Source organism: Pseudomonadota bacterium (genome assembly GCA_027624955.1).
Classification (GTDB): domain Bacteria; phylum Pseudomonadota; class Alphaproteobacteria; order UBA828; family UBA828; genus PTKB01.
Genome location: JAQBTG010000003.1, coordinates 77,112 through 99,239, shown reverse-complemented (window position 1 = coordinate 99,239; position 22,128 = coordinate 77,112). Strand labels below are relative to the sequence as shown.

The window sequence follows — 22,128 nt, the reverse complement described above, 5'->3', positions numbered from 1 at the left end:
GAAATTTTCGACCTCATCCGTCACATTGTCTGCGGCAGTTCCGGCCAGCGCATCTGCGAGGACATACCGTGAGCAATACCATCAAGGCGCTACCGCTTATTATCGATTGCGATCCCGGTCAGGACGACGCCATCGCCCTTATGCTGGCGATGGCTTCACCGGAGGAACTGGATTTGCTCGGCATTTGCGCCGTTGCCGGAAACGTCCCTTTGGTCCTGACCGAAGCCAATGCTCGGCGCATTCGTGACGTTTCAGGCCGGCCTCAAATACCGGTCTTCGCCGGTTGCCCACGGCCGATGGTGAAGATCTTGGAGACGGCCGAATATGTGCATGGCAAGAGCGGAATCGACGGCGCCGGTCTGCCCGATCCGAGCCGCCCGGTGGAAGCAGCGCATGCCGTCGATTGGCTGATCGATACGCTGCGCCACGCCGACAATCCGATTACCGTGGCGACGCTCGGGCCACTCACGAATATCGCCATGGCCATCGTGATGGCGCCGGACATCATCGAGAACATCAGCGAGCTGATCTTGATGGGGGGCGCGCTGTCGCTCGGCAATATCTCACCGGCCGCTGAGTTCAACATTTACTCGGACCCGCATGCGGCGCATATCGTTTTTGAGGCGGGTATAAAATTGACGATGATCGGCCTTGATGTCACCCATCAGGCGCGCGCGACACCAGAGCGCCTCAAAGCGATCCGCGCGATCAACAATCCGGCGGCGATCTGCGTTGCCGGCATGCTAGATTTTTACAGCGCACAATATATTGAAACATTTGGCGAGGGGGCGCCGCTGCACGATCCCTGCGTCATCGCCTATATCCTTCGGCCCGACTTGTTCACAGGCCAGGAGATGCGGGTCGATATTGAAATCTCCAGCCCGCTGACGATCGGGCGCACCGTGTGCGACCAGCATGCCCGAAGCGGCCGGGCAGCGAACGCGAATGTTCTGGAGAAAATCGATGCGGATGGATTTTTTGCGCTGCTCGGGGAACGCTTGGCGCGCTTGCCTAAAGCTGGCTAACTCGCTGAATTGATGCGGCAAAGAAACTCTTTCTTAACCACTAAGCGGCATTATCGCCAATAGCGCGATGAAGCGTGATTGTCCGGCAGCGCTCTTACTGGCGGGCAATCGTCTTCTGAGCAGCGGGAAAGGTGAATAAATACGCCCTCGGTCCTCATCCGACCGGGCCTCCAAAGGATCGGTATACATGGAAAACCCAAATGTCTTTGAAATCCAGACCCTCAAAGATGGCCGCTGGATGATCGAGCAGCGTTGCCGCAACGAAGATGAAGCCGTCGCAGAAGCTAGGGGTCTGTTTGATTCCCGCCACTTCCAATCGGTGAAAGTGGTACGAGAGGCGTTTGATCAGGCTGCCAAGCTTTATCGGGAGACAACTGTTTTTAGCCTGCCCAACAGCAATGGCGATGCCAGCGGCCCGATGTTGCAGGAGCCTAAGAAAATCGAATCAGCGCCGAGAAACGCGGTGAAAAAGAAGATAGCGAAGCCACAAAAACGCTCCTTTCTAGATTTCTTCCGCGAGTAAACTGTTTCGCGCGCCGTTCGTGCCGCGCGAGTTCCTCTTTAAGCCAGCCAAACGCGAGGCCCGACCGGCGCCGCCAAAATGCGGCACCCATTTGCGCTTACCGGCCACTTCCTCTGGCTGAACATTGAAGCGGTGCCTTAAGCCCTCTATCTACCTGCAAGCAATGACGTTAGAATCGCAGGCGGAAAAGAGAACGACTACATGTCAGAACGGAAGAACGGACTGCCGACCGAAGGCAAGCAAGCCAAGTCGGACATCGATAGATTCCTGGCCAAGGTCGCTACGACGCCCGCACCTGTCAGCGGCCAAGGTAAGGGACGCTTGCTGTTCGCTATGGACGCCACCGCCAGCCGCGAACCGAGCTGGGATCATGCCTGCCAAATCCAAGGCGAAATGTTCGACTCTACCGCTGCACTTGGCGGCCTTTCCGTGCAATTGATTTATTACCGCGGGCTTAGTGAGTTTCGCGCCACCAAATGGCTCGATAATTCACGCGCTCTGGTTCGTCATATGAGCGCGGTTAATTGCCTCGGCGGGCATACCCAAATTCGTAAAGTTCTGAAACATGCTATTCGTGAGGCCAAGCGCGAAAAATTGGGTGCTTTGGTGTTTGTTGGCGATTGCATGGAAGAGAATGTCGACGATCTGTGTGCGATGGCGGGCGAGCTTGGCCTGTTGAAAGTGCCTGCTTTCATGTTTCATGAGGGTGGCGAAACACAGGCATCGCTGGCGTTTCGCCAAATAGCCCGACTCTCCGGCGGCGCTTATCTACAATTTGACTCGCATAGCGCGGCGCAACTCAAGAGCCTTCTCGCCGCGGTGGCGGTTTATGCGGCGGGCGGGCGGCGGGCGCTGGCCAAGCTCGGCAAACGCCAAGGCGGCGCCGCCCTACAAATCTCGCATCAGGTCAAGTAACCTTGAGCGCTGTCGAGCATCTCAGAGGAATTCGCTAAGGCATGGTGAAATATTTAATACTCGGAGTCGCGCTGCTTGTCGCCGTTCTGCTCATCGCCCGCTGGTTTGAGAGCGCCAATCCGTCGCGCCTCGCCAAAGCCCTGAAGTGGGGCTTCATCGGCCTTGGCGGCGCCGTTGCGGTCTTTCTCGGCGTGACCGGCAAGATGAATTTGGCCGCGATCCCGTTGGCTCTGATATTCCTGCCGCTGCTCCTGCGCGGCATGCGCGGCGCGAGCGCGGCCGGGAAAAGCGGAACGCCCTCACCTGGCAAGCAATCCGAAGTCGAAACAGACTATTTACGAATGATGCTGGATCATGACAGCGGTGAAATGGACGGCATGGTGCTGCGGGGAGAATACCAGGGGCGCGAATTGCGCGAACTTTCACAGGCCGAACTTCTAGATCTCCTAGATGTGTGCCATGCTCATGACGAGCAATCCGCGCGGCTCATCGAAAGCTATATCGACAGGGTCTTTGGCGAAGAATGGCGAGAAAGTGAAAATACCACGCGGAGCGGACGTGCAGCGCGCAGCTCAGCCAGTCCGATGAAGCGTGACGAGGCGTTTGAAGTGCTCGGACTCGCGCCGGAAAGCAGCGATGTGGAAATTCGCGAAGCCCACCGTAAATTACAGCTCAAAAATCACCCGGACCATGGCGGTTCCGATTATTTGGCGGCAAAAATAAATCAGGCAAAGGAAGTCCTGTTGGGCGGCAAATAAGGCGATTCCGCAGACTTAGCAAACGCAGGGCGAATGCAGGCGAAAGCCTTGCCGGATGGCAAAAAAGATGAGAAACACTGCGCTGACGCGGCGCCGAGAAGACCCAAGTTCGAGGATTAACTGTGCATGATTAAGCCGGTCAAGAAGGCTGTATTTCCGGTCGCCGGTCTGGGCACGCGGTTTTTGCCTGCGACGAAAGCGATGCCCAAGGAAATGTTGCCGGTCGTCGACAAGCCGCTCATTCAATATGCGGTGGAAGAGGCGGCTGCGGCAGGGATTGAAGAGTTCATTTTCGTCACCGGGCGCGACAAAAGTGCGATCGAGAATCACTTCGACCATGCCTATGAACTTGAGGCCGAGTTGATCGCGCGCGGTAAAACGGCCGAGTTGGAGGACGTCACAAGATTCATTCCGCCGGCCGGCGCGCTCTCCTTTACCCGCCAGCAGGAGCCGCTTGGGCTAGGCCACGCGGTGTGGTGCGCGCGCAATTTAATCGGCGACGAACCGTTTGCGGTGATATTGGTTGACGAACTCGTACTTTCGAAGACGCCGTGCATGACGCAAGTCGTCGATGTGTATAATGAACGCGGCGGATGCGTTTACGCGCTCGCCGAAATTCCCAACGAACAGACCTATAAATATGGCATCGTTGATGTCGCAGCGGACGATGGGAAAATCATCGATATCAGGGGGATGGTGGAAAAACCCGCGCCCAGCGAAGCACCTTCCAACCTCTGCATTATCGGGCGTTATGTGTTGCAACCTGAGGTATTCGGCTATCTCGAACGCATGGAGCGCGGCGTCGGTGGCGAAATTCAACTGACAGATTCATTGGCCAAATTGGTTGATGACGGGATGGCATGCCACGGCCTGCGTTTCGAAGGACGGCGCTTTGATTGCGGCGCCAAAGCGGGGTTTCTCCAAGCCAACATCGCCTTTGCTCTGGAACGCCCAGATCTGCGCGACGACCTTATGGCGTTTCTCGAAAATCCGTCCGCCTCGTGAATAAAATCTAACAGGATATCACCATGCATGTTGCCATGATCGGCACAGGCTATGTCGGCCTTGTCTCCGCCGCTTGTTTCTCCGAGTTCGGCGTTAATGTTGTCTGTGTCGATAAGGTGCAGAACAAAATTGATGGCCTCAAGGCCGGGAAAATTCCAATTTTTGAGCCCGGGTTGGACGATCTCGTCAAACATAATATTGCCGCCGGCCGGCTGAGTTTTACGACCGATATCACCGAAGCGGTGCCACAGGCCGATGTCATCATGTTGGCGGTCGGCACGCCCAGCCGGCGCGGTGACGGCCACGCGGATCTATCGTTTGTGTACGCCGCGGCCGAGGAGATCGCCGATGCGATGAACGGCTATTCGGTCGTGGTGACGAAGTCCACCGTGCCTGTCGGCACCGGCGATGAGATCGCCCGCATCATCCGCTCGCGCCGCCCCGACGCAGAGTTCGACATCGTCTCCAACCCCGAATTCCTGCGCGAGGGTGCGGCGATCGCAGATTTCATGCGCCCGGACAGAGTTGTTGTCGGCGTCGAATCTGAACGCGCAAAAGCGCTGATGGCAGAACTGTATCGCCCGCTTTTTTTGATCGAAACACCGGTGGTTTTTACCGGCGTCAAAACCGCCGAACTAATCAAATATGCCGCCAACACTTTCCTTGCCACCAAGATCACATTCATTAATGAGATTGCCGATATTTGCGAAGAGATTGGCGCCGACGTGCATGATGTTGCCAAGGGGATCGGATTGGATGGCCGTATCGGCAACAAATTTCTGCATCCAGGCCCGGGTTACGGCGGCTCCTGCTTTCCCAAGGATACGCTCGCCTTCGTGCGCATTGCCCGCGAATGCGGCGCGCCCAGCCATATCGTTGAGGCGGTGGTAGATATCAATGAAAAACGCAAGGCGCGGATGGCGCAGAAGATCATCGCGGCGAGCGGCGGCACGGTCGACGGCAAACGGATTGCCGTGCTCGGCGTCGCGTTCAAACCCAATACCGACGATGTCCGCGACAGCGCCAGCCTGACGATTATCCCGGCGTTGCAGCAAGAGGGCGCCTCGATCCATGCCTATGATCCCGAAGCCATGGGGGAAGCCGAACAATTGCTCCCGGGTGTCCAGTGGTGCGCCAATGCGTACGGGACCATGAAAGGCGCGGACGTCCTCGTTATCTTGACCGAATGGAATGAGTTTCGCGCTCTCGATCTGGAGCGGGTTAAGCAATTGCTTGCCAGCCCGGTGATCGTCGATCTGCGCAATATCTATGAGCCCCGTGCCATGGCCGCAGCCGGGTTCCAGTATATCTGCGTCGGCCGCCCCGCGCCTGAACCCGCCGCTGCCGGCATATGAACGGGGGTCACCGTTTCGACCCGACGGTGCTACGCGAATATGATATTCGCGGCGTCGTTGGACGCACCCTCGGCCGCAACGATGCCGAGGCGATAGGTCGCGCCTTCGCCACCATGGCAGCGCGGGACGGCGCCACCAAAACCATTTGCGTCGGCTATGACGGGCGCGTCAGTTCTCCGCAATTGGAAGCGGCGCTTATCGCTGGCCTCAACGCCGCAGGGGCCAATGTGATCCGCGTCGGGCTCGGGCCGACGCCAATGCTTTATTATTCGGTTCATAGCCTCAACGCCGATGGCGGCATCATGGTTACCGGCTCGCACAACCCGCCAGACAATAACGGCTTCAAGTTTATGCTCGGTAAAAGCTCCTTTTTCGGCGCCAGCATCCGGGAGCTTGGCGCATTGGCCGGGAAGGGCGCCTACCGTGTGGGCGCTGGGATACAGCGTGACGATCCGATGTTGGCCCGCTATGTCGCCCGCTTGGCGGAGGAAAGCGCGTCCCTATCGCCGTTGAAAGTGGTCTGGGACGCTGGAAACGGCGCAGCCGGAGAGGCCATGGCCTTGCTTACTGCCAAGTTGCCGGGCGAGCATATTCTCCTCAACGAGCGCATCGACGGCAGCTTTCCGGCTCACCATCCCGACCCGACGGTGCCCGAGAATTTGACCCAGTTGATTGAAGCGGTACACGCGGGTTCTTGCGATCTCGGCATTGCCTTCGACGGCGACGGCGACCGTATTGGCATCGTCGATGGCGATGGTGAAATATTGTGGGGTGATCAAATTCTCGCGTTATTGTCGCGCGAGGTGCTGCGTAAACAACCAGGCGCCACGATCATTGCCGACGTCAAAGCGAGCCAAGTGTTGTTCGACGAAGTCACGCGGCTCGGCGGGACGCCTCTCATGTGGAAGACTGGCCATTCTCTGATCAAAGCTAAAATGGCCGAAACTGGGGCGCCGCTCGCGGGCGAAATGAGCGGCCACATTTTCTTCGCCGATCGCTATTTCGGTTACGACGACGCGCTCTATGCCGCCGTTCGAATGCTCGGCGTGATCGCCGAAGAAGGGCAGAGCCTAGCGGCGCTGCGCGCCTCTCTGCCGGAGCGCATCAACACTCCGGAATTACGATTTCCGTGCGACGATGCGCGCAAGTTCGGCGCCATCGAGGAAGTCCGCGGGCGTTTGGGAGCCAGCGATGCCGATGTGAATGCGATCGACGGCGTGCGGGTCAGCACCGCAGATGGTTGGTGGCTATTGCGCGCTTCAAATACGCAGCCAGTGTTAGTGGCGCGCTGTGAAGCAAAGGACGCGGCAGGTTTGGCGCGCCTGAAAAATGCGCTGGTGGCACAATTGAGTGAGAGCGGCATTCAACCGCCAAATTTCTAAGAACATGACCGGGAGAACTGACTGTGAGTAGCGAAATTTGCGCCATGTCCGCCACCGAGTTGCTGGCCGCCTATGAGTCAGGTGATCTTTCACCGGTGCAGGCGACAGAATCCGTTCTCGAGCGAATTCATGACCACAACGACAGCTATAATGCCTTTTGCCTGATTGACGATGACGGCGCTCTGGCGGCAGCGCGGCGTTCGGAAAAACGTTGGCTCGCTGGCGCACCCGAAGGGCGCCTCGACGGCGTGCCGGCGTCGGTCAAGGATCTGGTGCTGACCAAGGGTTGGCCGACATTGCGGGGCTCCAAAACCACGAAGCGCGATCAGCCATGGGACGAGGACGCGCCTGCCGTTGCCCGCCTGCGCGAGCACGGCGCCGTACTGCTCGGCAAGACCACGACGCCCGAATATGGCTGGAAGGGTGTCACCGACAGCCCGCTTACCGGTGTGACAAAGAACCCGTGGAATCCTGCGCACACACCGGGCGGCAGCAGCGGCGGCGCAGCCGTCGCCGCATTATGTGGCATGGGGCCACTTCATATCGGCACCGACGGCGGCGGATCGGTACGCATCCCGTGCGCGTTTAGCGGCATTTTCGGAATCAAAGCGAATTTTGGCCGCGTGCCAGTTTATCCGGCCAGTCCGTTCGGCACCTTGTCGCATCTTGGCCCGATGACCAGAACCGTCGCGGATGCGGCGTTGATGCTCACCGTCATGGCGGAGCCTGATACGCGCGACGCTCATGCCTTGCCGTTCGACGCGCGCGATTTCGGCGCAGCGCTTGAGGGCGGTGTCAGCGGTATGCGCGCGGCGTTCAGCCCAGACCTTGGCTATGCCAGCGTCGATCCGGAAGTCGCGGAACTGGTGGCAGCGGGGGTAAAATCACTTGCCGCCCTCGGTGTCGAGGTCGAGCAAACCGATCCGGGGTTCGACAATCCGCAAGATATTTTCCGCTCGCATTGGTACGCCGGCGCAGCATTTGTCTTGCGCGCAATGACCGAGGCGCAGCGCGAACTGGTCGATCCAGGATTGCTGACAGTGGCCGAGAGAGGCGAGGCCATCACGATGGAGACTTATCTGAAGGCCGCCATGGCGCGCAGCCACTTGACTTCTCTCATGCGGGAGTTTCACCAAAGCTATGATTTGTTGCTCACGCCGACGATGTCGTTGCCGGCCTTTTCGCTCGGTAGCGACACGCCGATCGGCCCCAACGGATCATCCTGGGACGATTTTAGCCCGTTTACCTATCCCTTCAATTTGACCGGCCAGCCGGCGGCCACCGTGCCTTGTGGTTTTACTTCGAAAGGCCTGCCGGTGGGCCTGCAGATCGTCGGACGGCACTATGACGAAATAAGTGTCTTGCGTGCCGCCTACGCCTTCGAAGCAGCCAATCCAGAGCACAGTAAATCGCCCAACTTTTCCGTCGCATGATCTTCCATGCGCATTGATTACAAGAAAAACCAAGAATCAGTTGGTGAAACAAAAAATCTTAATCTGGTGTTAGACTTGACGCGAGAATCAATTCTGCTTCATAAGGGATAATTCCTGATTCGCAAGACAACCAGTATTATGGGCAATTTGGTGGCGAGCAGACACGTGAATAGGCGATCCGACGCGTTGCGGCTTGTGGTTTTGTGCTGCGCAGTTTTGTTGATTGCCGTCGCGGTATTGCTCGCGAGCGCTAAATCGAGTGAAGCGGGTTACGCCTCAATCATTCTCGACGCCGATACCGGTGAAGTGCTGCGCCAGCGCAATGCTGATACGCGCAACTATCCCGCATCGCTTACCAAGATGATGACCCTCTACATGCTGTTCGACGAACTTGACGCAGGACGCATGCAGTTGAGTGACAAGTTAGCCGTCTCAAAGCGGGCAGCGGGCCAACCACCGACGAAATTGGGCCTAAAGCGCGGCACGACGATCACGGTAGAGCACGCGATCTTCGCTTTGGCGACAAAATCGGCAAACGATGTCGCCACAGTCATTGCCGAAGGCATCAGCGGTACGGAATGGGAATTCGCGGTGGCGATGACTAAGCGGGCACGTGGGCTCGGCATGAAACACACCCGGTTTAAGAATGCGTCCGGGCTTCCCAATAGAAAGCAACTCAGCTCAGCCCGCGACATGGGCGTGCTGGCGATGGCTATTCTCCGGGATTTTCCACATTATTATGATTATTTTTCAGTAAAATCTTTCCGCTTCAATGGAAAGACCCATCACACCCACAATAATTTGTTGAACAGCTATCCGGGCGCGGACGGCATGAAAACCGGATATATTCGTGCCTCGGGTTTCAATCTGGTGGCGTCTGCAATGCGCGACGGCCGACGCATCATCGCCGTTGTATTTGGCGGTCGCACCGCAAAATCGCGCGACCAACATATGGTCAAGCTACTAGACCTTGGGTTCGAACGCGTGGCGCAGCGCGATCAACGCTTAGGGGTAAAGCGAATCGTCGTTTTAAACAGTCGCAAGGTTCCTCTTCCTGTCTTCAAGCCCGTTGCAGCCGAAATGCAATTGGCCTCGGCCGGCGTCAAGCCGCCAGTGCAGCGCACCGAATCCGGCCAGTGGGCGATTCAGGTCGGCGCTTATCAAACTGTCTCTGCTGCCGAGAGTGCCTTGCGGACGGTATCCTCGCGGCTACCTGATCTGCTCAGCCATGCGTCAGCCGCTCTGACACCGATCGAGATGAAACGCGGCGATATTCTCTATCGTGCACGATTCCTCGGTCTCTATAAAGGAGAGGCGAAAGAAGCGTGCGCCACTCTCAAGGCCGTGACCATGCCGTGCACGGTCGTGCCCAATCCAGATTTCCGCTTGGCTGATCGTTCCTCCTAAGCAATTCGCTTTGGCATGAGATCAGGTATGAACAATTCTTGGCCGGGGCGGGCTCAAAACCTATTCATCATATGTTTTGTCGTGCTGCTCTTGGGCGCGTGTGAATATGTCGAAAGGCCGGACAATGTGGTCGAGCGGCGATTCACTTGGTTCAGCTATCTTGCGGGCGAAGATTTGAAAGAATCTTGTCGTACTCACGGACCGCCGCGATATCGCTTCATCTATAATGCGATATTTTCCGAGGAAGTTCGGACCTACGAGATAAATGGGTTTTCCGATGGCGGCGGAGGCATGATCGACGTCGAAATAATGTCATCTGAAGCGAGCCCCGACTTTCTAGTGCGTTTTCCGTCTTGGCCGTGGTCGGGAAAGCGCTCGATCGGCCAAATAAACGAAGTTGAAATGGAATTGCTACGCACGTCTCTTGAGGCCAGCGGATTTTCCGATAGACCGCCGGTCGGTGAGATCCTCGACTCCCATTCGTTTTATTGGCTGGTCAGTGCCTGCGAGGGCAGCCGTTTTCACTTCAATGTGTGGGTCCATCCGTCGCGGGAATTCGCTAATATTCGCTTCGCCGAGATCCTGCAACAGCTTGACGGCACCTTGGCCGCGCTGCCTGAAGCACGCGACCTGCCCGCAGAAGAAACGGAATTCCGTCCCCGGCCGGCGGTCGCGCAAAACATTGGTCTCGGATATTACCGCTTTTTCGCCGAGATCCTGCCCGATGGCTTGAGAGCCGCTGCTCAACCCTAGACAGGGGAGCAAGGGCGCTCGAATTTAGCAACGCAATTCTCCACCGTTTATCATCAAACAAAATTCACGGGTTAGGCCATTTGAGTCAGACTTAAGCGCGGGAAAAATCTATTTGAATAATTTCTGACAATCGCCACTTGGCGAATTTAAATCCCTCCCCATCTAATATTTATAAGGATGAGCGACAAACATTTGGTGGAAAGAAGATCATGGCGAGAAAGCGGAGTTCCGTGAGACCGGCCACTTTCGCACTGGCCCTGTCAACCCTGGGACCGGCTTGGGCAGCACGTCTGGAAACGCCAACCTATGTATCAAACAGGGGCGGAATATTCAGACGCGTGGCACCCTGTCATGTTGTCAACGGCACATTCGCGACGTTCCTTTGCTTGATCGGTCTGTCGATTTAATTAGGCACTCAACGGAATCTATTTGAGTTGGCTAAGCGCATCGTTCTCGACACGGATACGATGAAATAGCAGGACGCCGTTGAGAAGTGAGAAAACAAGCGCCAGCGGCCAAGCGTTGAAAACTAATGGCAGCACCGCGATTTCGGCGCATACCAGCCAATAGTTCGGATGGCTGATAAAACGGTACGGTCCGGCGCGGACTAGCGGCGCATCCGGCAGAATAATTACTCGGGTCGTCCAGCGCTCTCCCAGACTAATTAAGATCCAGGCGCGGAATATCTGCAACGCGCCATAGACCGCGACCAATGGCCAAATGACATTCTCCAGATCGACAAATATCAGCCACAGCGCCAGTGCTACGAGCCAGGCGCCGTGCAGAAGCGCAAATAGTGGATAGTGGCGGGCGCCGAACTCCTGGCCGCCTTTGGCCAGTAATCGGCGGGTGTTGGCGCGTGCGTAAACAAGTTCACTGAGGCGTTGGGCCAGGACCGCGAGAAGAATTATCCAGGCGGCGATCATGCGCCTTCGAGAACCAGAAATCCGGCGGTGAAGCCCGGCCCCAGGCTCGACATCATGCGCCGTCCACCATTTTTACCGGCGCCCTTCGCGTCACCATGTGCGAGCGCGCGTTCAAGCACGAACATGATTGTCGCCGCCGACATGTTGCCATATTGGCGCAACGTCTCGCGGCCATGCTCCAGACCGCCGGATTGCAGACCAAACGCCTCTTCGAGAGCCGTCAGCACTTTTGCGCCGCCCGGATGACAAACAAATTCGTCGATATCCTTGAGCGCAAGGTCATGATCTGCCAAAAATTCCTCGGCTGCTGCGCGCATTTTCGAGCGTACCAAGTTGGGGATATCGCGCGAAAACAGCACGCCGAAACCGTCATCTTCAATGCGCCAGCCCATGATTTCGAGGGTATCGGGCCACGTATGTTCACCCCAGGCCGAAATTTCCGGCCCCTGCATCTCAGTGTTCACGACCGCGGCGGCGGCGCCATCACCGAACAATGCCGTGGCGATCACGTTACTTTTACTGCGGTCGTTGAAGCGGAAGGTCAGTCCACACAGCTCGACCACGGCGAAAACGACATTGGCGCCCGGCATGGCACGCGCCAGGGCGCCCGCCCGTGCCAAGCCGATCACGCCGCCGGCGCAGCCGAGGCCGAAGATCGGCAGTCGCTGCACATTACGCCGCATCTCAAGACGTTCGAGTAACAGCGCATCCAGGCTGGGCGCAGCAATACCCGAGGTTGAGGCAACCACCAGGGCGTCGACGTCTTCGATGGCGAGGCCGGCGCGTTCCAAACAACGCAAAACTGCCTGCTCAAGGAGGTTCACGGCGTTCTCTATGAACAATGCATTGCGCTCGGCAAAGCTATGCTCTTCCAAATACCATTCGATCGGGACGCAGGAATGGCGCGTGCCGATGGCGGCATTCTTGAATACCGGAATCAACCGCTCGAAATCATGAAAGGAGCCCTGAAATAGTTTTGCCGCGCCGCGCATGACGTCTTCCTGATTCAACACATGATCTGGAACGGCTGTTGCCAGCCCGCCGAGGCGCGCGTTCGCTGCTGTTGCGGTCGATGCCATAGTTATATTCCTGCCAGGCGCGCGTTATGCGCATTATATATGCTTATACCATTTATGAATTATCACGGCGAAGGCTTCTGTGCCCGCCGTCACTGCGCTCTTTTGCGTGCATGTCGCTTGCAAAAAAATGCTGTAATCGCCGCGGTCGTTGATGTTATCGGCCCATTAGGTACGCTCGATAGGTACGTATGAACGCGAAAAAGACCAAAAATAGTCCGACATCGGAGGCCGGCAGCAAGGAACGCCCGGTCCTGATCAAGCCGGCGCCCAAGCGCGGCTTGCTGGCCCGGCTGCGCCGTTATTTTCTCACCGGTATCGTTGTCTCTGCGCCGGTCGGCATTACGATCTGGCTGATTTGGCTGTTCGTCGCCTTTGTCGACGACACAGTGGTGCCGCTCATTCCGGACGCCTACAACCCGTCCAATGTGCTCGGCGTGAGCGTGCCCGGCATCGGCGTAATCGTGGTGCTATTTGTGGTCACCATCATCGGCTTCCTGGTGACCAATTTATTTGGCCGTTTCATGGTCAAATTGGGCGAGAACATGGTTTCGCGCGTCCCCGTGGTACGCACGATATATGGCGTCTTGAAGCAAATATTCGATGCCGTATTGGCGCAATCGGAAGGCGCCTTCCGCGAAGTCGTTTTGATCGAATATCCGCGCAAGGGCATTTGGGTGCTCGGATTTGTGACCAGCAACACCCAGGGCGAAGTTCAGCGCGTGACGGCAGATGAGATGGTCAATGTTTTCCTGCCAACGACGCCAAACCCCACATCTGGATTCCTTCTGTTCGTCCCGCGTAAGGACTGCATCACCATGAACATGACGGTAGAAGAGGGGGTAAAGTTGGTCATCTCAGGCGGCATTGTGTCGCCGCCTGATTCAAAGAGCCCGCCAGCGCCCGGGGATGGGGACGGTACGGTCGACCAATCGAGCCAAACTTAGGCCGAGCGCAAATAACGCGCCGCGGCGTCGCGCTCAAAGAGATATAGCAGAACACGCAGGGCGTTGCTGCGCTCAGACTTCAATTCCGGATCGCGCTCCATAATCAGGCGGGCATCGTCGCGTGCCGTTGCCAACAATTCGCCGTGCCGGGCGAGGTCGGCGAGGCGAAGCTCCGGCAATCCGCTCTGGCGCGTACCCAGCAATTCTCCGGCGCCACGCAGTTTGAGATCCTCTTCGGCGATACGAAAGCCGTCATCGGTTTCGCGCAAGATTTCGAGGCGTGCGCGCGCGGTCTCGCCGAGTGGTGGCGCATACAACAGCAGGCAGTTGCCGGGCTTGTCCGAACGCCCCACGCGGCCGCGCAATTGATGTAATTGGGCGAGACCAAAGCGCTCCGCATGTTCGATCACAATGATTGTGGCATCAGGCACATCTATGCCGACTTCGATCACCGTGGTTGCTACGAGAACGTCAAGCGCGCCGCTGGCGAAAGCAGACATGGCGGCGTCTTTTTCGTCGCTTTTTAGGCGGCCATGCACAAGACCGACACGGGCGCCGAATATGCTCTTGAGTTGCCCATGGCGCTCTTCTACTGCCGCCAGGTCGAGGGCTTCCGATTCCTCGACCAAGGGACAAATCCAATAGACTCGTGCGCCTGATTCCACGGCTCTCCTGATACCGGCGACAACCTCTTCCAATCGCTCGATCGGCAGCACACGGGTTTTGATCGCGGCCCGGCCGGCGGGCTTCTCAAGCAAGCGCGAGCTCTGCAAATCGCCATAGGCGGTCAGCATGAGGGTGCGCGGAATGGGCGTTGCCGTCATCACAAGCACATCCACCCCTTTGCCCTTGGCCGCCAGGGTCATGCGTTGATGCACGCCAAACCGGTGTTGCTCGTCGACGACTGCTACCGCCAGATCGGAAAATTCTACGCCGCTTTGGAAAAGCGCATGGGTGCCTACGGCAATATCCACTTCGCCTGCAGCAAGGCGCGCCAATACGGTCACACGTTCACTCTTCTTGGCGCGCCCGGTCAGCAGCGCCACGGTCACACCACTCTCCGCTAACAGTTTTTCAAGCGTCGCAAAATGCTGGCGCGCCAGGAGTTCGGTCGGCGCCATCAATGCCGCTTGGGCGCCGGCCTCGACAGCGATCAACATGGTGAATAGCGCGACCACCGTCTTGCCGCTGCCGACATCTCCCTGCAGCAGGCGCAGCATTCGGTGCGGTTGCCCAAGATCGGCCTCAATTTCTTGAACTGCCGATATTTGCCCGGCGGTGAGCGAAAACGGCAACTGGGCGCCGACAGTCTCGCGAAGTCGCCCATCGCCCTTGGTTTCGCGTCCTTTAGCACGCTGGAGAGAAGCCCGTAACAGCGCTAGAGCCATTTGATTGGCCAGCAATTCGTCATAGGCGAGGCGCTCGCGCGTGCTCGAATTAGCGTCCAAATCTGCTTCGCCTTGCGGTTGGTGCGCGGCCATCAAAGCGGTTTTCCACGCCGGCCATTTCTGGCGCGCAAGATAGGCCGGGTCACACCATTCCGGCAGTTCAGGCGCGCGATCGAGTGCCGCCTGTATCGCTTTCGACAGCGGCTTCAAGTTCAAACCCGCCGTCAAAGGATAGATCGGCTCGACGCTCAGCAGGTTTTCGATCTCATCCTCGCGCGCAATGTGATCCGGATGCACCAGCTGAATTTCGTCGCCATAGCGCTCCGTCCGCCCGCTGACTACGCGAATTTCGCCAATTGGCAGGTTTTGGAGCAGATATTTTTCACGCGCATGGAAAAACACCAGGGAGAGTTCGCCGCTTTCATCGGAACAGCGCACTTTGTAAGGCAACCGGCGCATTGCGGGTTTGTGGTGGGACTCGACGCGCACTTTCAAGGTGACGATGACGCCGGCCGGGGCCTCAGCGATTGTCGGTGAGAACCGCCGGTCAATGAGACCGCTTGGCAGATGCCACAACAGGTCGACGACCAGCGGCCCGGCGCACTGCTCGATGGCCGCAGCGATGCGCGGACCCACCCCGGGAAGAGTGCTCACTGGGGCGAAAAGTGGGTTCAAAATTTCCGGACGCATGGTACTCAGAGGCTACCTCCGCACCGGCAAAGCGGCAATGGCTGACAACGCCGCAGAGCTCTCCTATTATCCCGCGCGAACAGCGCCGGAATACCCCATGGAACATAGTTTAGAGACCCGCAGAAAACGTCTGCGCTACCGCACCAACCACACCGGCACCCGGGAGACGGATGTCCTGTTAGGTGGCTTCGTGGCGGAGTATGGCGATTGCTTTGATACCGAAGCGACGGGCGCCCTCGAAGATCTGTTGGACGGCGCCCATGATCCAGAAATTCTCGACTGGATTACTGGCCGCCAACCGATTCCGCAGCGCTTCCAGACGAGCACCATGGACCGGCTTCTAGAATTTATCAAAGAGCGGCACAGCTCTTGAATCCGGTGGCCTCCAGTTTGCGATCCCTCGCGCTCGACCGCCCTGGGCGCGTAGCTATCGGCGGTATGCCGGAGGGCTATGATGCACTTATATTGGGCCGGTTGGCCGCCCAGGCCGCACAGACGACGCTCCTGTTCATCGCGCCCAATGACGTCCGCCTCGCCAACACGCGCGATTGTCTCGGTTTTTTCGCCCCCGAAGTCGAATGCCTGCTCATTCCAGCTTGGGATTGTCTGCCCTATGACCGTATCTCACCGCGCAACGATCTGGTGAGTGAGCGGATTTCCTCGCTGGTGAAGTTAGCGACGAAGGGAAACGGCCCGCGCGTGGTGCTGGCGACCGTCAATTCGTTGCTTCAGCGCGTGCCGCCCAGAGACGCATTGGCGCGCGCCACATTTACGCTGAAGAAAGGTACCGAGCTCAATCTCGACGACTTGTTCGCCTATCTAGAAAGCAATGGCTTCACCCGCGGTGGCACGGTGATGGAGGCAGGTGACTATGCGGTGCGCGGCGGTATCGTCGATATTTTTCCTCCCGGTTCGGAAATACCGGTGCGTCTCGACCTATTCGGCGAGACGCTTGAGGCGATCAAGACTTTCGATCCAGTGACCCAGCGCAGCGAAGGCGTTTTGGCTAGCGTGCAACTCGTACCGGTTAGCGAAGTGGTACTTAACGAGGCCTCGATCGCTCGATTTTGCGCTGGTTACCGGAGCCAATTCGGCGCCGTCACCGATGCCGACCCGCTGTTCGAAGCGGTAAATACTGGGCGGCGCTATCCCGGCATGGAGCATTGGCTGCCGCTGTTTCACAACAAGCTTGAAACCATTTTCGACTATTTGCCGGGAGCGCCGGTCTTTTTTGATCAGCTCGCAGAAAATGCCTGCGACGACCGCTGGGAAGCTATTGACGATTATTACCGGGCGCGCACGGAGGGACCGGGCGCCGTAGCGGGTATGGCGATTGAGAATTACAAGCCACTGCCGCCGGAGATGTTGTACCTGACCCGCGAAGAGCGCGATTCACGCCTCGACAAACATCCGTTCGCGGTGCTTTCGCCGTTTACTGCGGATGCCGCGCCAGATCGGCAGATATTCGACCTTGGAGGACGGCAGGGCAGGGTGTTTGTCGCCGAACGCAGCAAGCTCACCGGCGATCTATTCGATGCGGTGCGTGGCCATCTTGGCGCTGAGGCTCGGGCCGGAAGGCGTGTTTTGCTCGCCGGCTGGAGCGTGGGGACACGGGAGCGTATCGGCCGCCTGTTGGCGGAACACGGCGTTCAATCCCTTACCGCGGTCGATACGTGGCGCGCCGTCGAAAATCTTGCCGTCAGCAGTGGCGCGTTGGCCGTGCTGCCGATGGAGCATGGCTTTACCTCGCCGACGCTTACCGTTATCGCCGAGCAGGATATTCTCGGTGATCGGCTGAACCGCCGCCAACGCCGCCGGCGCGTAAAGGCGGCGGACTTTCTCGCCGATGCTTCCGAGCTATCACAAGGCGATTTGGTGGTTCATGCCGATCATGGCATCGGGCGCTATGACGGGCTGGTGACGCTCGACGTCGACAACGCGCCGCATGATTGCCTGCGTATCCTCTATGGCGGCGACGACCGCCTGCTTCTGCCGGCGGAGAATATTGAGCTTCTGTCGCGCTTTGGCTCCGCCGACCAACCGGTTTCGCTCGACCGTCTCGGCAGCGCCGCGTGGCAGGCGCGCAAGTCACGCCTCAAAAAGCGCGTCAAGGAGATGGCCGGTGAATTGATGAAGATGGCCGCCCAGCGGGCGTTGCGTACAGCCCCTGTATTGCAGGCGGATCAAGGGGTTTTCGAAGAATTCTGCGCGCGCTTTCCGTTTACCGAAACGGACGATCAGGCCAACGCAATCGATGAAACCCTCGGCGATATGGCGAGCGGGCGGCCGATGGACCGCCTCATCTGTGGCGACGTGGGGTTCGGCAAAACCGAAGTCGCCCTGCGCGCTGCGTTCTACTGCGCAATGAGCGGCAAGCAGGTCGCGGTCCTGGTGCCAACCACGCTGCTGAGCCGTCAGCATTTCAAAAATTTTAAGGAACGGTTCAATAATTTGCCGGTGCGGATCGAACAATTGTCGCGGCTGGTCAAACCCAGCATGGCCGGCGAAATCCGCGAGGGCATGAAAGCCGGCACGGTCGACATCGTAATCGGTACCCATGCGCTTCTCAGTAAGGCCATCGAATTCGCCGATCTCGGTCTGTTGATCGTCGATGAAGAGCAGCATTTCGGCGTGGCGCATAAGGAGCGGCTCAAGAAGATGCGCGCCGAAGTACATGTGCTGACTCTGAGCGCCACGCCGATTCCGCGCACGCTTCAAATGGCGCTGACCGGTGTGCGCGATATGACCATCATCGCCACGCCGCCGGTCGACCGTCTGGCGGTGCGGACGTTTATCATGCCGTTCGATCCGGTGGTCACGCGCGAAGCCTTGATGCGGGAGCATTTTCGCGGCGGTCAAAGTTTTTACGTTTGCCCGCGTATCGCCGATCTTGACGGTGTCGCCGCGCGGATTAGATCGCTGGCGCCGGAAGTTAGAGTGAGGATCGCGCATGGCGGCATGCCGGTAGCCGAACTGGAAGCGGCCATGGAGGATTTCTACGACGGCAATTTCGACGTGCTTGTCTCTACCGCGATTATTGAATCAGGCCTCGATCTGCCGCGCGTCAATACGATGATCGTGCACCGTGCTGATATGTTCGGCCTCTCACAGCTCTATCAGTTGCGCGGTCGTATCGGGCGCTCGAAATTGCGCGGCTACGCCTATTTTACCTTGCCGCCGGCGCATAAGGTGACGCCGACGGCGCGCAAGCGGCTTGAAGTGATTCACCGCCTCGACAGTCTGGGTGCTGGGTTTAGCCTGGCCAGCCACGACATGGACATTCGCGGCGCCGGAAACTTACTGGGCGGCGAACAGTCGGGCCATGTCCGTGAAGTCGGCATCGAGCTCTACCAGCATATGTTGGAAGAAGCCGTCGCCCAGGCGCGAGCTGAAGCCGACGGTACGTCCGATACGTTGGTCGCCGAGTGGTCGCCGCAAGTAAGCCTTGGCACGGCTGTGCTAATCCCGGAGAGCTATGTTGAGGATTTGGATGTGCGCCTGACGCTATACCGCCGCGTGTCACGCCTTGAAGACAGCTCCGAAACTGAGGAATTTATCGATGAACTGGCCGACCGGTTTGGCCCGGTGCCGGAAGAGGTGCGCTATCTACTTGATATCGTCGCCATCAAACGGCTGTGCCGCGCCGCCGGCGTTGGGCGAATTGATGCCGGACCCAAAGGCGCGGTGCTGACCTTCCGGCCCGATACCGCGGTCAATCCTGAACAGCTGATCGCCCATATCGCCAACCCCTCGCACGGCCTCAGGCTCCGCCCCGACAACAAGCTCGTCGTCACGCGCAACTGGCCGGTGGCAGGGCAGCGCCTCGAAGGCGTACAGCGTGTGCTTTCGACCTTAGGCGGAATGGCCGCATAGACGTGATTCACCAGAGCGGAGCACCCCTAACCTCGCTCTATTGGCAGCGGAATAGCCGCCTTACTAGGCCCCATCGCCCACCAATTCATTGACCTTGGCAGCCATGATGAAATCATTCTGGTGTAGACCCTTGATCTTGTGGGTGTAGAACAAAACGCTGCAATAGCCCCATCCGAAGCTGATATCTGGGTGGTGGCTTTCGGCTTCGGCAAGCGCGCCGATTTTGTTGACGAACGCCAAAGTGGCGGCGAAATCGCTAAGTTTGAATTTGCGCCTAATTTTGGTGGCATCGTCGAGCAATTCCCAGCCCGGCGCGCTGGCAAGTAATTGTCGCGCTGAGGAGGGCTCCAGAGGCGCTGCTCCACTGCGGCAGGGGATGCAGTTATGTTGCGTCAAATCCATGATCTCTTCTCCTAGAACCTCATATAAGCCATTTTATGTTGCGTCACGTGCAAGCTGTTGAGAGAATCGCGGCAACCGGTCACTCCAACGCCGGAAGGGGTGTGGTCTGTGGTGGTTACATAATGGATGCGGCGGCGAAAATTGCCAGCGATACGGCGAGCGTCAACCTGCCTCTTCGCGACACGGAGCCGCGCAGCGTCACGATATTGGGCTCAACCGGCTCGATCGGCAGAAGTACCATCGACCTCCTGCAGCGGCATAAGGGCTCCTTTACGGTTGAGGCATTGACGGCGCACAGCAATATCGAGCTGTTGGCTGAGCAAGCCCGGCTGACCGGCGCAAAAATGGCCGTCACCGCAGACTCTAGCCGCTATCAGGACCTGAAGGACGCGCTCTCAGGAACGAATATCAGTGTCGCGGCGGGGCCCGAGGCGGTGGAAGATGCCGCTGCCGCGTCGGCTGACTTCGTGATGGCCGGGATTGTCGGCGCCGCCGGTCTTGGCCCGACCATGGCGGCAGTCAAGCGCGGCGCCATCGTCGGCCTGGCCAACAAAGAATGCCTGGTTTGCGCCGGCGAATTGATGTTACGCGAAGTAACGCGCGCCGGCGCGACACTGCTGCCGGTCGATTCCGAGCATAACGCCATCTTCCAGGTGTTTGATTTCAAGCGCGAGGCTAGCGTTGCGCGCATTATCCTGACGGCTTCTGGCGGGCCGTTCCGCAAAGCTGATATGGAGCATATGGTCAACGCTTCGCCGGAGCAGGCGGTTGCCCATCCCAATTGGGATATGGGGGCGAAAATCAGCGTCGATTCGGCGACCATGATGAACAAGGGCCTGGAGATGATAGAGGCCTTTCATCTGTTTCCGGTGTCCGTGGCCCAGATCGACGTGTTGGTGCACCCGCAGTCAGTGATTCACAGCATGGTTGAATATATCGACGGCTCCGTCCTGGCCCAACTAGGGACGCCTGATATGCGAACGCCAATCGCCTATTCACTGGCGTGGCCGGAGCGCATCAGCACGCCGAGCGCCAAGCTTGACCTAGCCGAGATGGCAACATTGACCTTCGAAAAGCCTGATTTGCAACGCTTTCCCTGTTTGCGGCTGGCGCAAGAGGCGTTGAATGATGGCGCGTCGGCGGCGATTGTTCTCAATGCTGCCAACGAAGTCGCGGTGCGCGGCTTCCTCGACAGAAATATCGGCTTTATGGATATCCCGCGCGTCGTCGAATCATGTCTTGAGAGCCATGAAGCGGGCCCTGTGACATCGATCGATGTGGTCAAACAGATTGACGCTCAAACGCGTATTTCCGCCGCAGAGAAAATCTCAAAACTTTAAAATTATCAAATGTTTCCGACGATTTTTTATTATTGATATTGATGGCAGTTAATGTGGCTGGTGGCAAAATGACCAGGCGGATGGCGGATCAAATCGAACCCGGCGAAAATGCGCGGCAATTGATCGACGCCAATACGGAAAATTTTCCTGTCGGATCATTTCTTATCCCGCGCGAGTTTCGCCCGCACGTTCATGCCTTCTATATATTCGCCCGCCAAGCCGACGATATTGCCGATTCACCGGATATCACGGCGCCGGAGAAAGTGACGCGGCTCAAGGCGGTGCAACGCGCCCTTGGTGTCGATGAGACGTCCCTGCCGGACTGGGCGCTGCCCTATCATCAAAGCTTGCTGGCGAGCGGCAAAACGCCGGCCAATGGGCGCGATCTGCTTTCCGCCTTCATCCAGGACGCAACTAAGCTGCGCTATCACGACTGGGCTGATTTGATCGATTATTGCATGCGCTCCGCGGCGTCCGTCGGCCGAGTGATGTTGGACATTCACGGGGAGCGAGACGCGGATATCGAGGGCTCGGACGCGCTTTGTTGCGCCTTGCAGATGCTCAATCATTTGCAAGATTGCAAAAAGGACTATCTGGCGCTCGACCGCGTATATTTGCCTGAGCCGTGGCTCAAGGAGGCTGGCGGCAGCGTTGAAGATCTGAGGCTGGACAGCGCGACACCGGCGGTGCGCCGGGTGATCGACCGTTGCCTGGACGAGACTGAAACATTGTTGCGGCGCGCCGACGCGATGCCGCGCAGCGTGCGCCGCCGTGGCCTGCGCTGGGAGAGCGCATTTATCCTCAAGCTCGCTTGGGCATTGGCGGGTCGGCTAAGGCGGGAAGATCCGATTGCCGGGCGCGTCGAGGTGAGCAAAGCTGGCTGGCTGGCCTGTGGCCTGCGCGGCATTCTCGGCGCATGGTGAGGCGGCC

The 22,128-nt window shown here is 58.2% G+C and carries 19 protein-coding genes; 15 read left to right on the top strand and 4 right to left on the bottom strand.

Annotated features, from left to right (window positions below; translation table 11 throughout):
• Window positions 1-68 precede the first annotated feature (68 nt).
• The 10 genes from O3A94_02100 to O3A94_02055 all read left to right on the top strand — a co-directional run bounded on the left by O3A94_02100 (window position 69) and on the right by O3A94_02055 (window position 10,556).
• Complete coding sequence (locus O3A94_02100) at window positions 69-1,025, top strand: nucleoside hydrolase (protein MDA1355043.1); 957 nt, start codon at window positions 69-71, stop codon at window positions 1,023-1,025.
• 187 nt (window positions 1,026-1,212) lie between these two features.
• On the top strand, window positions 1,213-1,548 hold the full coding sequence (locus O3A94_02095; protein ID MDA1355042.1) for a hypothetical protein: 336 nt from the start codon (window positions 1,213-1,215) through the stop codon (window positions 1,546-1,548).
• A gap of 201 nt (window positions 1,549-1,749) precedes the next feature.
• A complete protein-coding gene (locus O3A94_02090) occupies window positions 1,750-2,463 on the top strand; it encodes a VWA domain-containing protein (GenBank protein ID MDA1355041.1) in 714 nt (237 codons plus the stop codon).
• Window positions 2,464-2,504: 41 nt separating this feature from the next.
• Window positions 2,505-3,221: a DnaJ domain-containing protein gene (locus tag O3A94_02085; GenBank protein MDA1355040.1), complete on the top strand. Its 717-nt coding sequence runs from the start codon at window positions 2,505-2,507 to the stop codon at window positions 3,219-3,221.
• Window positions 3,222-3,347: 126 nt separating this feature from the next.
• The gene (galU, locus tag O3A94_02080) at window positions 3,348-4,226 is read left to right on the top strand and encodes a UTP--glucose-1-phosphate uridylyltransferase GalU (GenBank protein ID MDA1355039.1); all 879 of its coding nucleotides are present in this window, start codon (window positions 3,348-3,350) and stop codon (window positions 4,224-4,226) included.
• A 23-nt stretch (window positions 4,227-4,249) separates the two neighbouring features.
• On the top strand, window positions 4,250-5,581 hold the full coding sequence (locus tag O3A94_02075; GenBank protein ID MDA1355038.1) for a UDP-glucose/GDP-mannose dehydrogenase family protein: 1,332 nt from the start codon (window positions 4,250-4,252) through the stop codon (window positions 5,579-5,581).
• A complete protein-coding gene (locus O3A94_02070; protein MDA1355037.1) occupies window positions 5,578-6,963 on the top strand; it encodes a phosphomannomutase/phosphoglucomutase in 1,386 nt (461 codons plus the stop codon). Before O3A94_02075 ends, O3A94_02070 begins: the two co-directional genes overlap by 4 nt.
• 23 nt (window positions 6,964-6,986) lie before the next feature.
• Complete coding sequence (locus O3A94_02065) at window positions 6,987-8,396, top strand: amidase (GenBank protein ID MDA1355036.1); 1,410 nt, start codon at window positions 6,987-6,989, stop codon at window positions 8,394-8,396.
• A gap of 165 nt (window positions 8,397-8,561) precedes the next feature.
• On the top strand, window positions 8,562-9,803 hold the full coding sequence (locus O3A94_02060; GenBank protein MDA1355035.1) for a D-alanyl-D-alanine carboxypeptidase: 1,242 nt from the start codon (window positions 8,562-8,564) through the stop codon (window positions 9,801-9,803).
• A 27-nt stretch (window positions 9,804-9,830) separates the two neighbouring features.
• A complete protein-coding gene (locus O3A94_02055; protein MDA1355034.1) occupies window positions 9,831-10,556 on the top strand; it encodes a hypothetical protein in 726 nt (241 codons plus the stop codon).
• Window positions 10,557-10,981: 425 nt separating this feature from the next.
• On the opposite strand, the gene O3A94_02050 is transcribed toward O3A94_02055, so the two are convergent.
• On the bottom strand, window positions 10,982-11,482 hold the full coding sequence (locus O3A94_02050; protein ID MDA1355033.1) for an isoprenylcysteine carboxylmethyltransferase family protein: 501 nt from the start codon (window positions 11,480-11,482) through the stop codon (window positions 10,982-10,984).
• Complete coding sequence (locus O3A94_02045) at window positions 11,479-12,561, bottom strand: type III polyketide synthase (GenBank protein ID MDA1355032.1); 1,083 nt, start codon at window positions 12,559-12,561, stop codon at window positions 11,479-11,481. The genes O3A94_02050 and O3A94_02045 overlap by 4 nt, the downstream gene beginning before the upstream one ends.
• Window positions 12,562-12,749: 188 nt before the next feature.
• Between O3A94_02045 and O3A94_02040 the strand changes: the two genes are divergently transcribed.
• Window positions 12,750-13,505: a DUF502 domain-containing protein gene (locus O3A94_02040; protein ID MDA1355031.1), complete on the top strand. Its 756-nt coding sequence runs from the start codon at window positions 12,750-12,752 to the stop codon at window positions 13,503-13,505.
• On the opposite strand, the gene recG is transcribed toward O3A94_02040, so the two are convergent.
• Window positions 13,502-15,583, bottom strand: coding sequence for an ATP-dependent DNA helicase RecG (gene recG, locus O3A94_02035; GenBank protein ID MDA1355030.1), 2,082 nt, complete (start codon window positions 15,581-15,583; stop codon window positions 13,502-13,504). The two genes, O3A94_02040 and recG, sit on opposite strands and share 4 nt — an antisense overlap.
• Before the next feature lie 97 nt (window positions 15,584-15,680).
• Between recG and O3A94_02030 the strand changes: the two genes are divergently transcribed.
• Complete coding sequence (locus O3A94_02030; protein ID MDA1355029.1) at window positions 15,681-15,956, top strand: succinate dehydrogenase assembly factor 2; 276 nt, start codon at window positions 15,681-15,683, stop codon at window positions 15,954-15,956.
• Between the two features lie 65 nt (window positions 15,957-16,021).
• A complete protein-coding gene (gene mfd / locus O3A94_02025; GenBank protein MDA1355028.1) occupies window positions 16,022-19,456 on the top strand; it encodes a transcription-repair coupling factor in 3,435 nt (1,144 codons plus the stop codon).
• A 63-nt stretch (window positions 19,457-19,519) separates the two neighbouring features.
• On the opposite strand, the gene O3A94_02020 is transcribed toward mfd, so the two are convergent.
• The gene (locus O3A94_02020) at window positions 19,520-19,858 is read right to left on the bottom strand and encodes a 4a-hydroxytetrahydrobiopterin dehydratase (GenBank protein MDA1355027.1); all 339 of its coding nucleotides are present in this window, start codon (window positions 19,856-19,858) and stop codon (window positions 19,520-19,522) included.
• A gap of 122 nt (window positions 19,859-19,980) precedes the next feature.
• On the opposite strand from O3A94_02020, the gene O3A94_02015 reads away from it, so the two are divergent.
• Window positions 19,981-21,198 carry a 1-deoxy-D-xylulose-5-phosphate reductoisomerase gene (locus O3A94_02015; protein MDA1355026.1) on the top strand — a complete coding sequence of 406 codons (1,218 nt, stop codon included), beginning with the start codon at window positions 19,981-19,983 and terminating at the stop codon, window positions 21,196-21,198.
• Window positions 21,199-21,278: 80 nt separating this feature from the next.
• Window positions 21,279-22,121, top strand: a complete 843-nt coding sequence (locus O3A94_02010; GenBank protein MDA1355025.1) for a squalene/phytoene synthase family protein — start codon at window positions 21,279-21,281, stop codon at window positions 22,119-22,121.
• Window positions 22,122-22,128: the final 7 nt, after the last annotated feature.

Coding starts and splice junctions, on each gene's coding strand:
- O3A94_02095 (MDA1355042.1), top strand. CDS start 1,213: ATGGAAAACCCAAATGTCTTTGAAATCCAGACCCTCAAAGATGGCCGC.
- O3A94_02090 (MDA1355041.1), top strand. CDS start 1,750: ATGTCAGAACGGAAGAACGGACTGCCGACCGAAGGCAAGCAAGCCAAG.
- O3A94_02085 (MDA1355040.1), top strand. CDS start 2,505: ATGGTGAAATATTTAATACTCGGAGTCGCGCTGCTTGTCGCCGTTCTG.
- galU (MDA1355039.1), top strand. CDS start 3,348: ATGATTAAGCCGGTCAAGAAGGCTGTATTTCCGGTCGCCGGTCTGGGC.
- O3A94_02075 (MDA1355038.1), top strand. CDS start 4,250: ATGCATGTTGCCATGATCGGCACAGGCTATGTCGGCCTTGTCTCCGCC.
- O3A94_02070 (MDA1355037.1), top strand. CDS start 5,578: ATGAACGGGGGTCACCGTTTCGACCCGACGGTGCTACGCGAATATGAT.
- O3A94_02055 (MDA1355034.1), top strand. CDS start 9,831: ATGAACAATTCTTGGCCGGGGCGGGCTCAAAACCTATTCATCATATGT.
- O3A94_02050 (MDA1355033.1), bottom strand. CDS start 11,482: ATGATCGCCGCCTGGATAATTCTTCTCGCGGTCCTGGCCCAACGCCTC.
- O3A94_02045 (MDA1355032.1), bottom strand. CDS start 12,561: ATGGCATCGACCGCAACAGCAGCGAACGCGCGCCTCGGCGGGCTGGCA.
- O3A94_02040 (MDA1355031.1), top strand. CDS start 12,750: ATGAACGCGAAAAAGACCAAAAATAGTCCGACATCGGAGGCCGGCAGC.
- recG (MDA1355030.1), bottom strand. CDS start 15,583: ATGCGTCCGGAAATTTTGAACCCACTTTTCGCCCCAGTGAGCACTCTT.
- O3A94_02030 (MDA1355029.1), top strand. CDS start 15,681: ATGGAACATAGTTTAGAGACCCGCAGAAAACGTCTGCGCTACCGCACC.
- mfd (MDA1355028.1), top strand. CDS start 16,022: ATGCCGGAGGGCTATGATGCACTTATATTGGGCCGGTTGGCCGCCCAG.
- O3A94_02020 (MDA1355027.1), bottom strand. CDS start 19,858: ATGGATTTGACGCAACATAACTGCATCCCCTGCCGCAGTGGAGCAGCG.
- O3A94_02015 (MDA1355026.1), top strand. CDS start 19,981: ATGGATGCGGCGGCGAAAATTGCCAGCGATACGGCGAGCGTCAACCTG.
- O3A94_02010 (MDA1355025.1), top strand. CDS start 21,279: ATGGCGGATCAAATCGAACCCGGCGAAAATGCGCGGCAATTGATCGAC.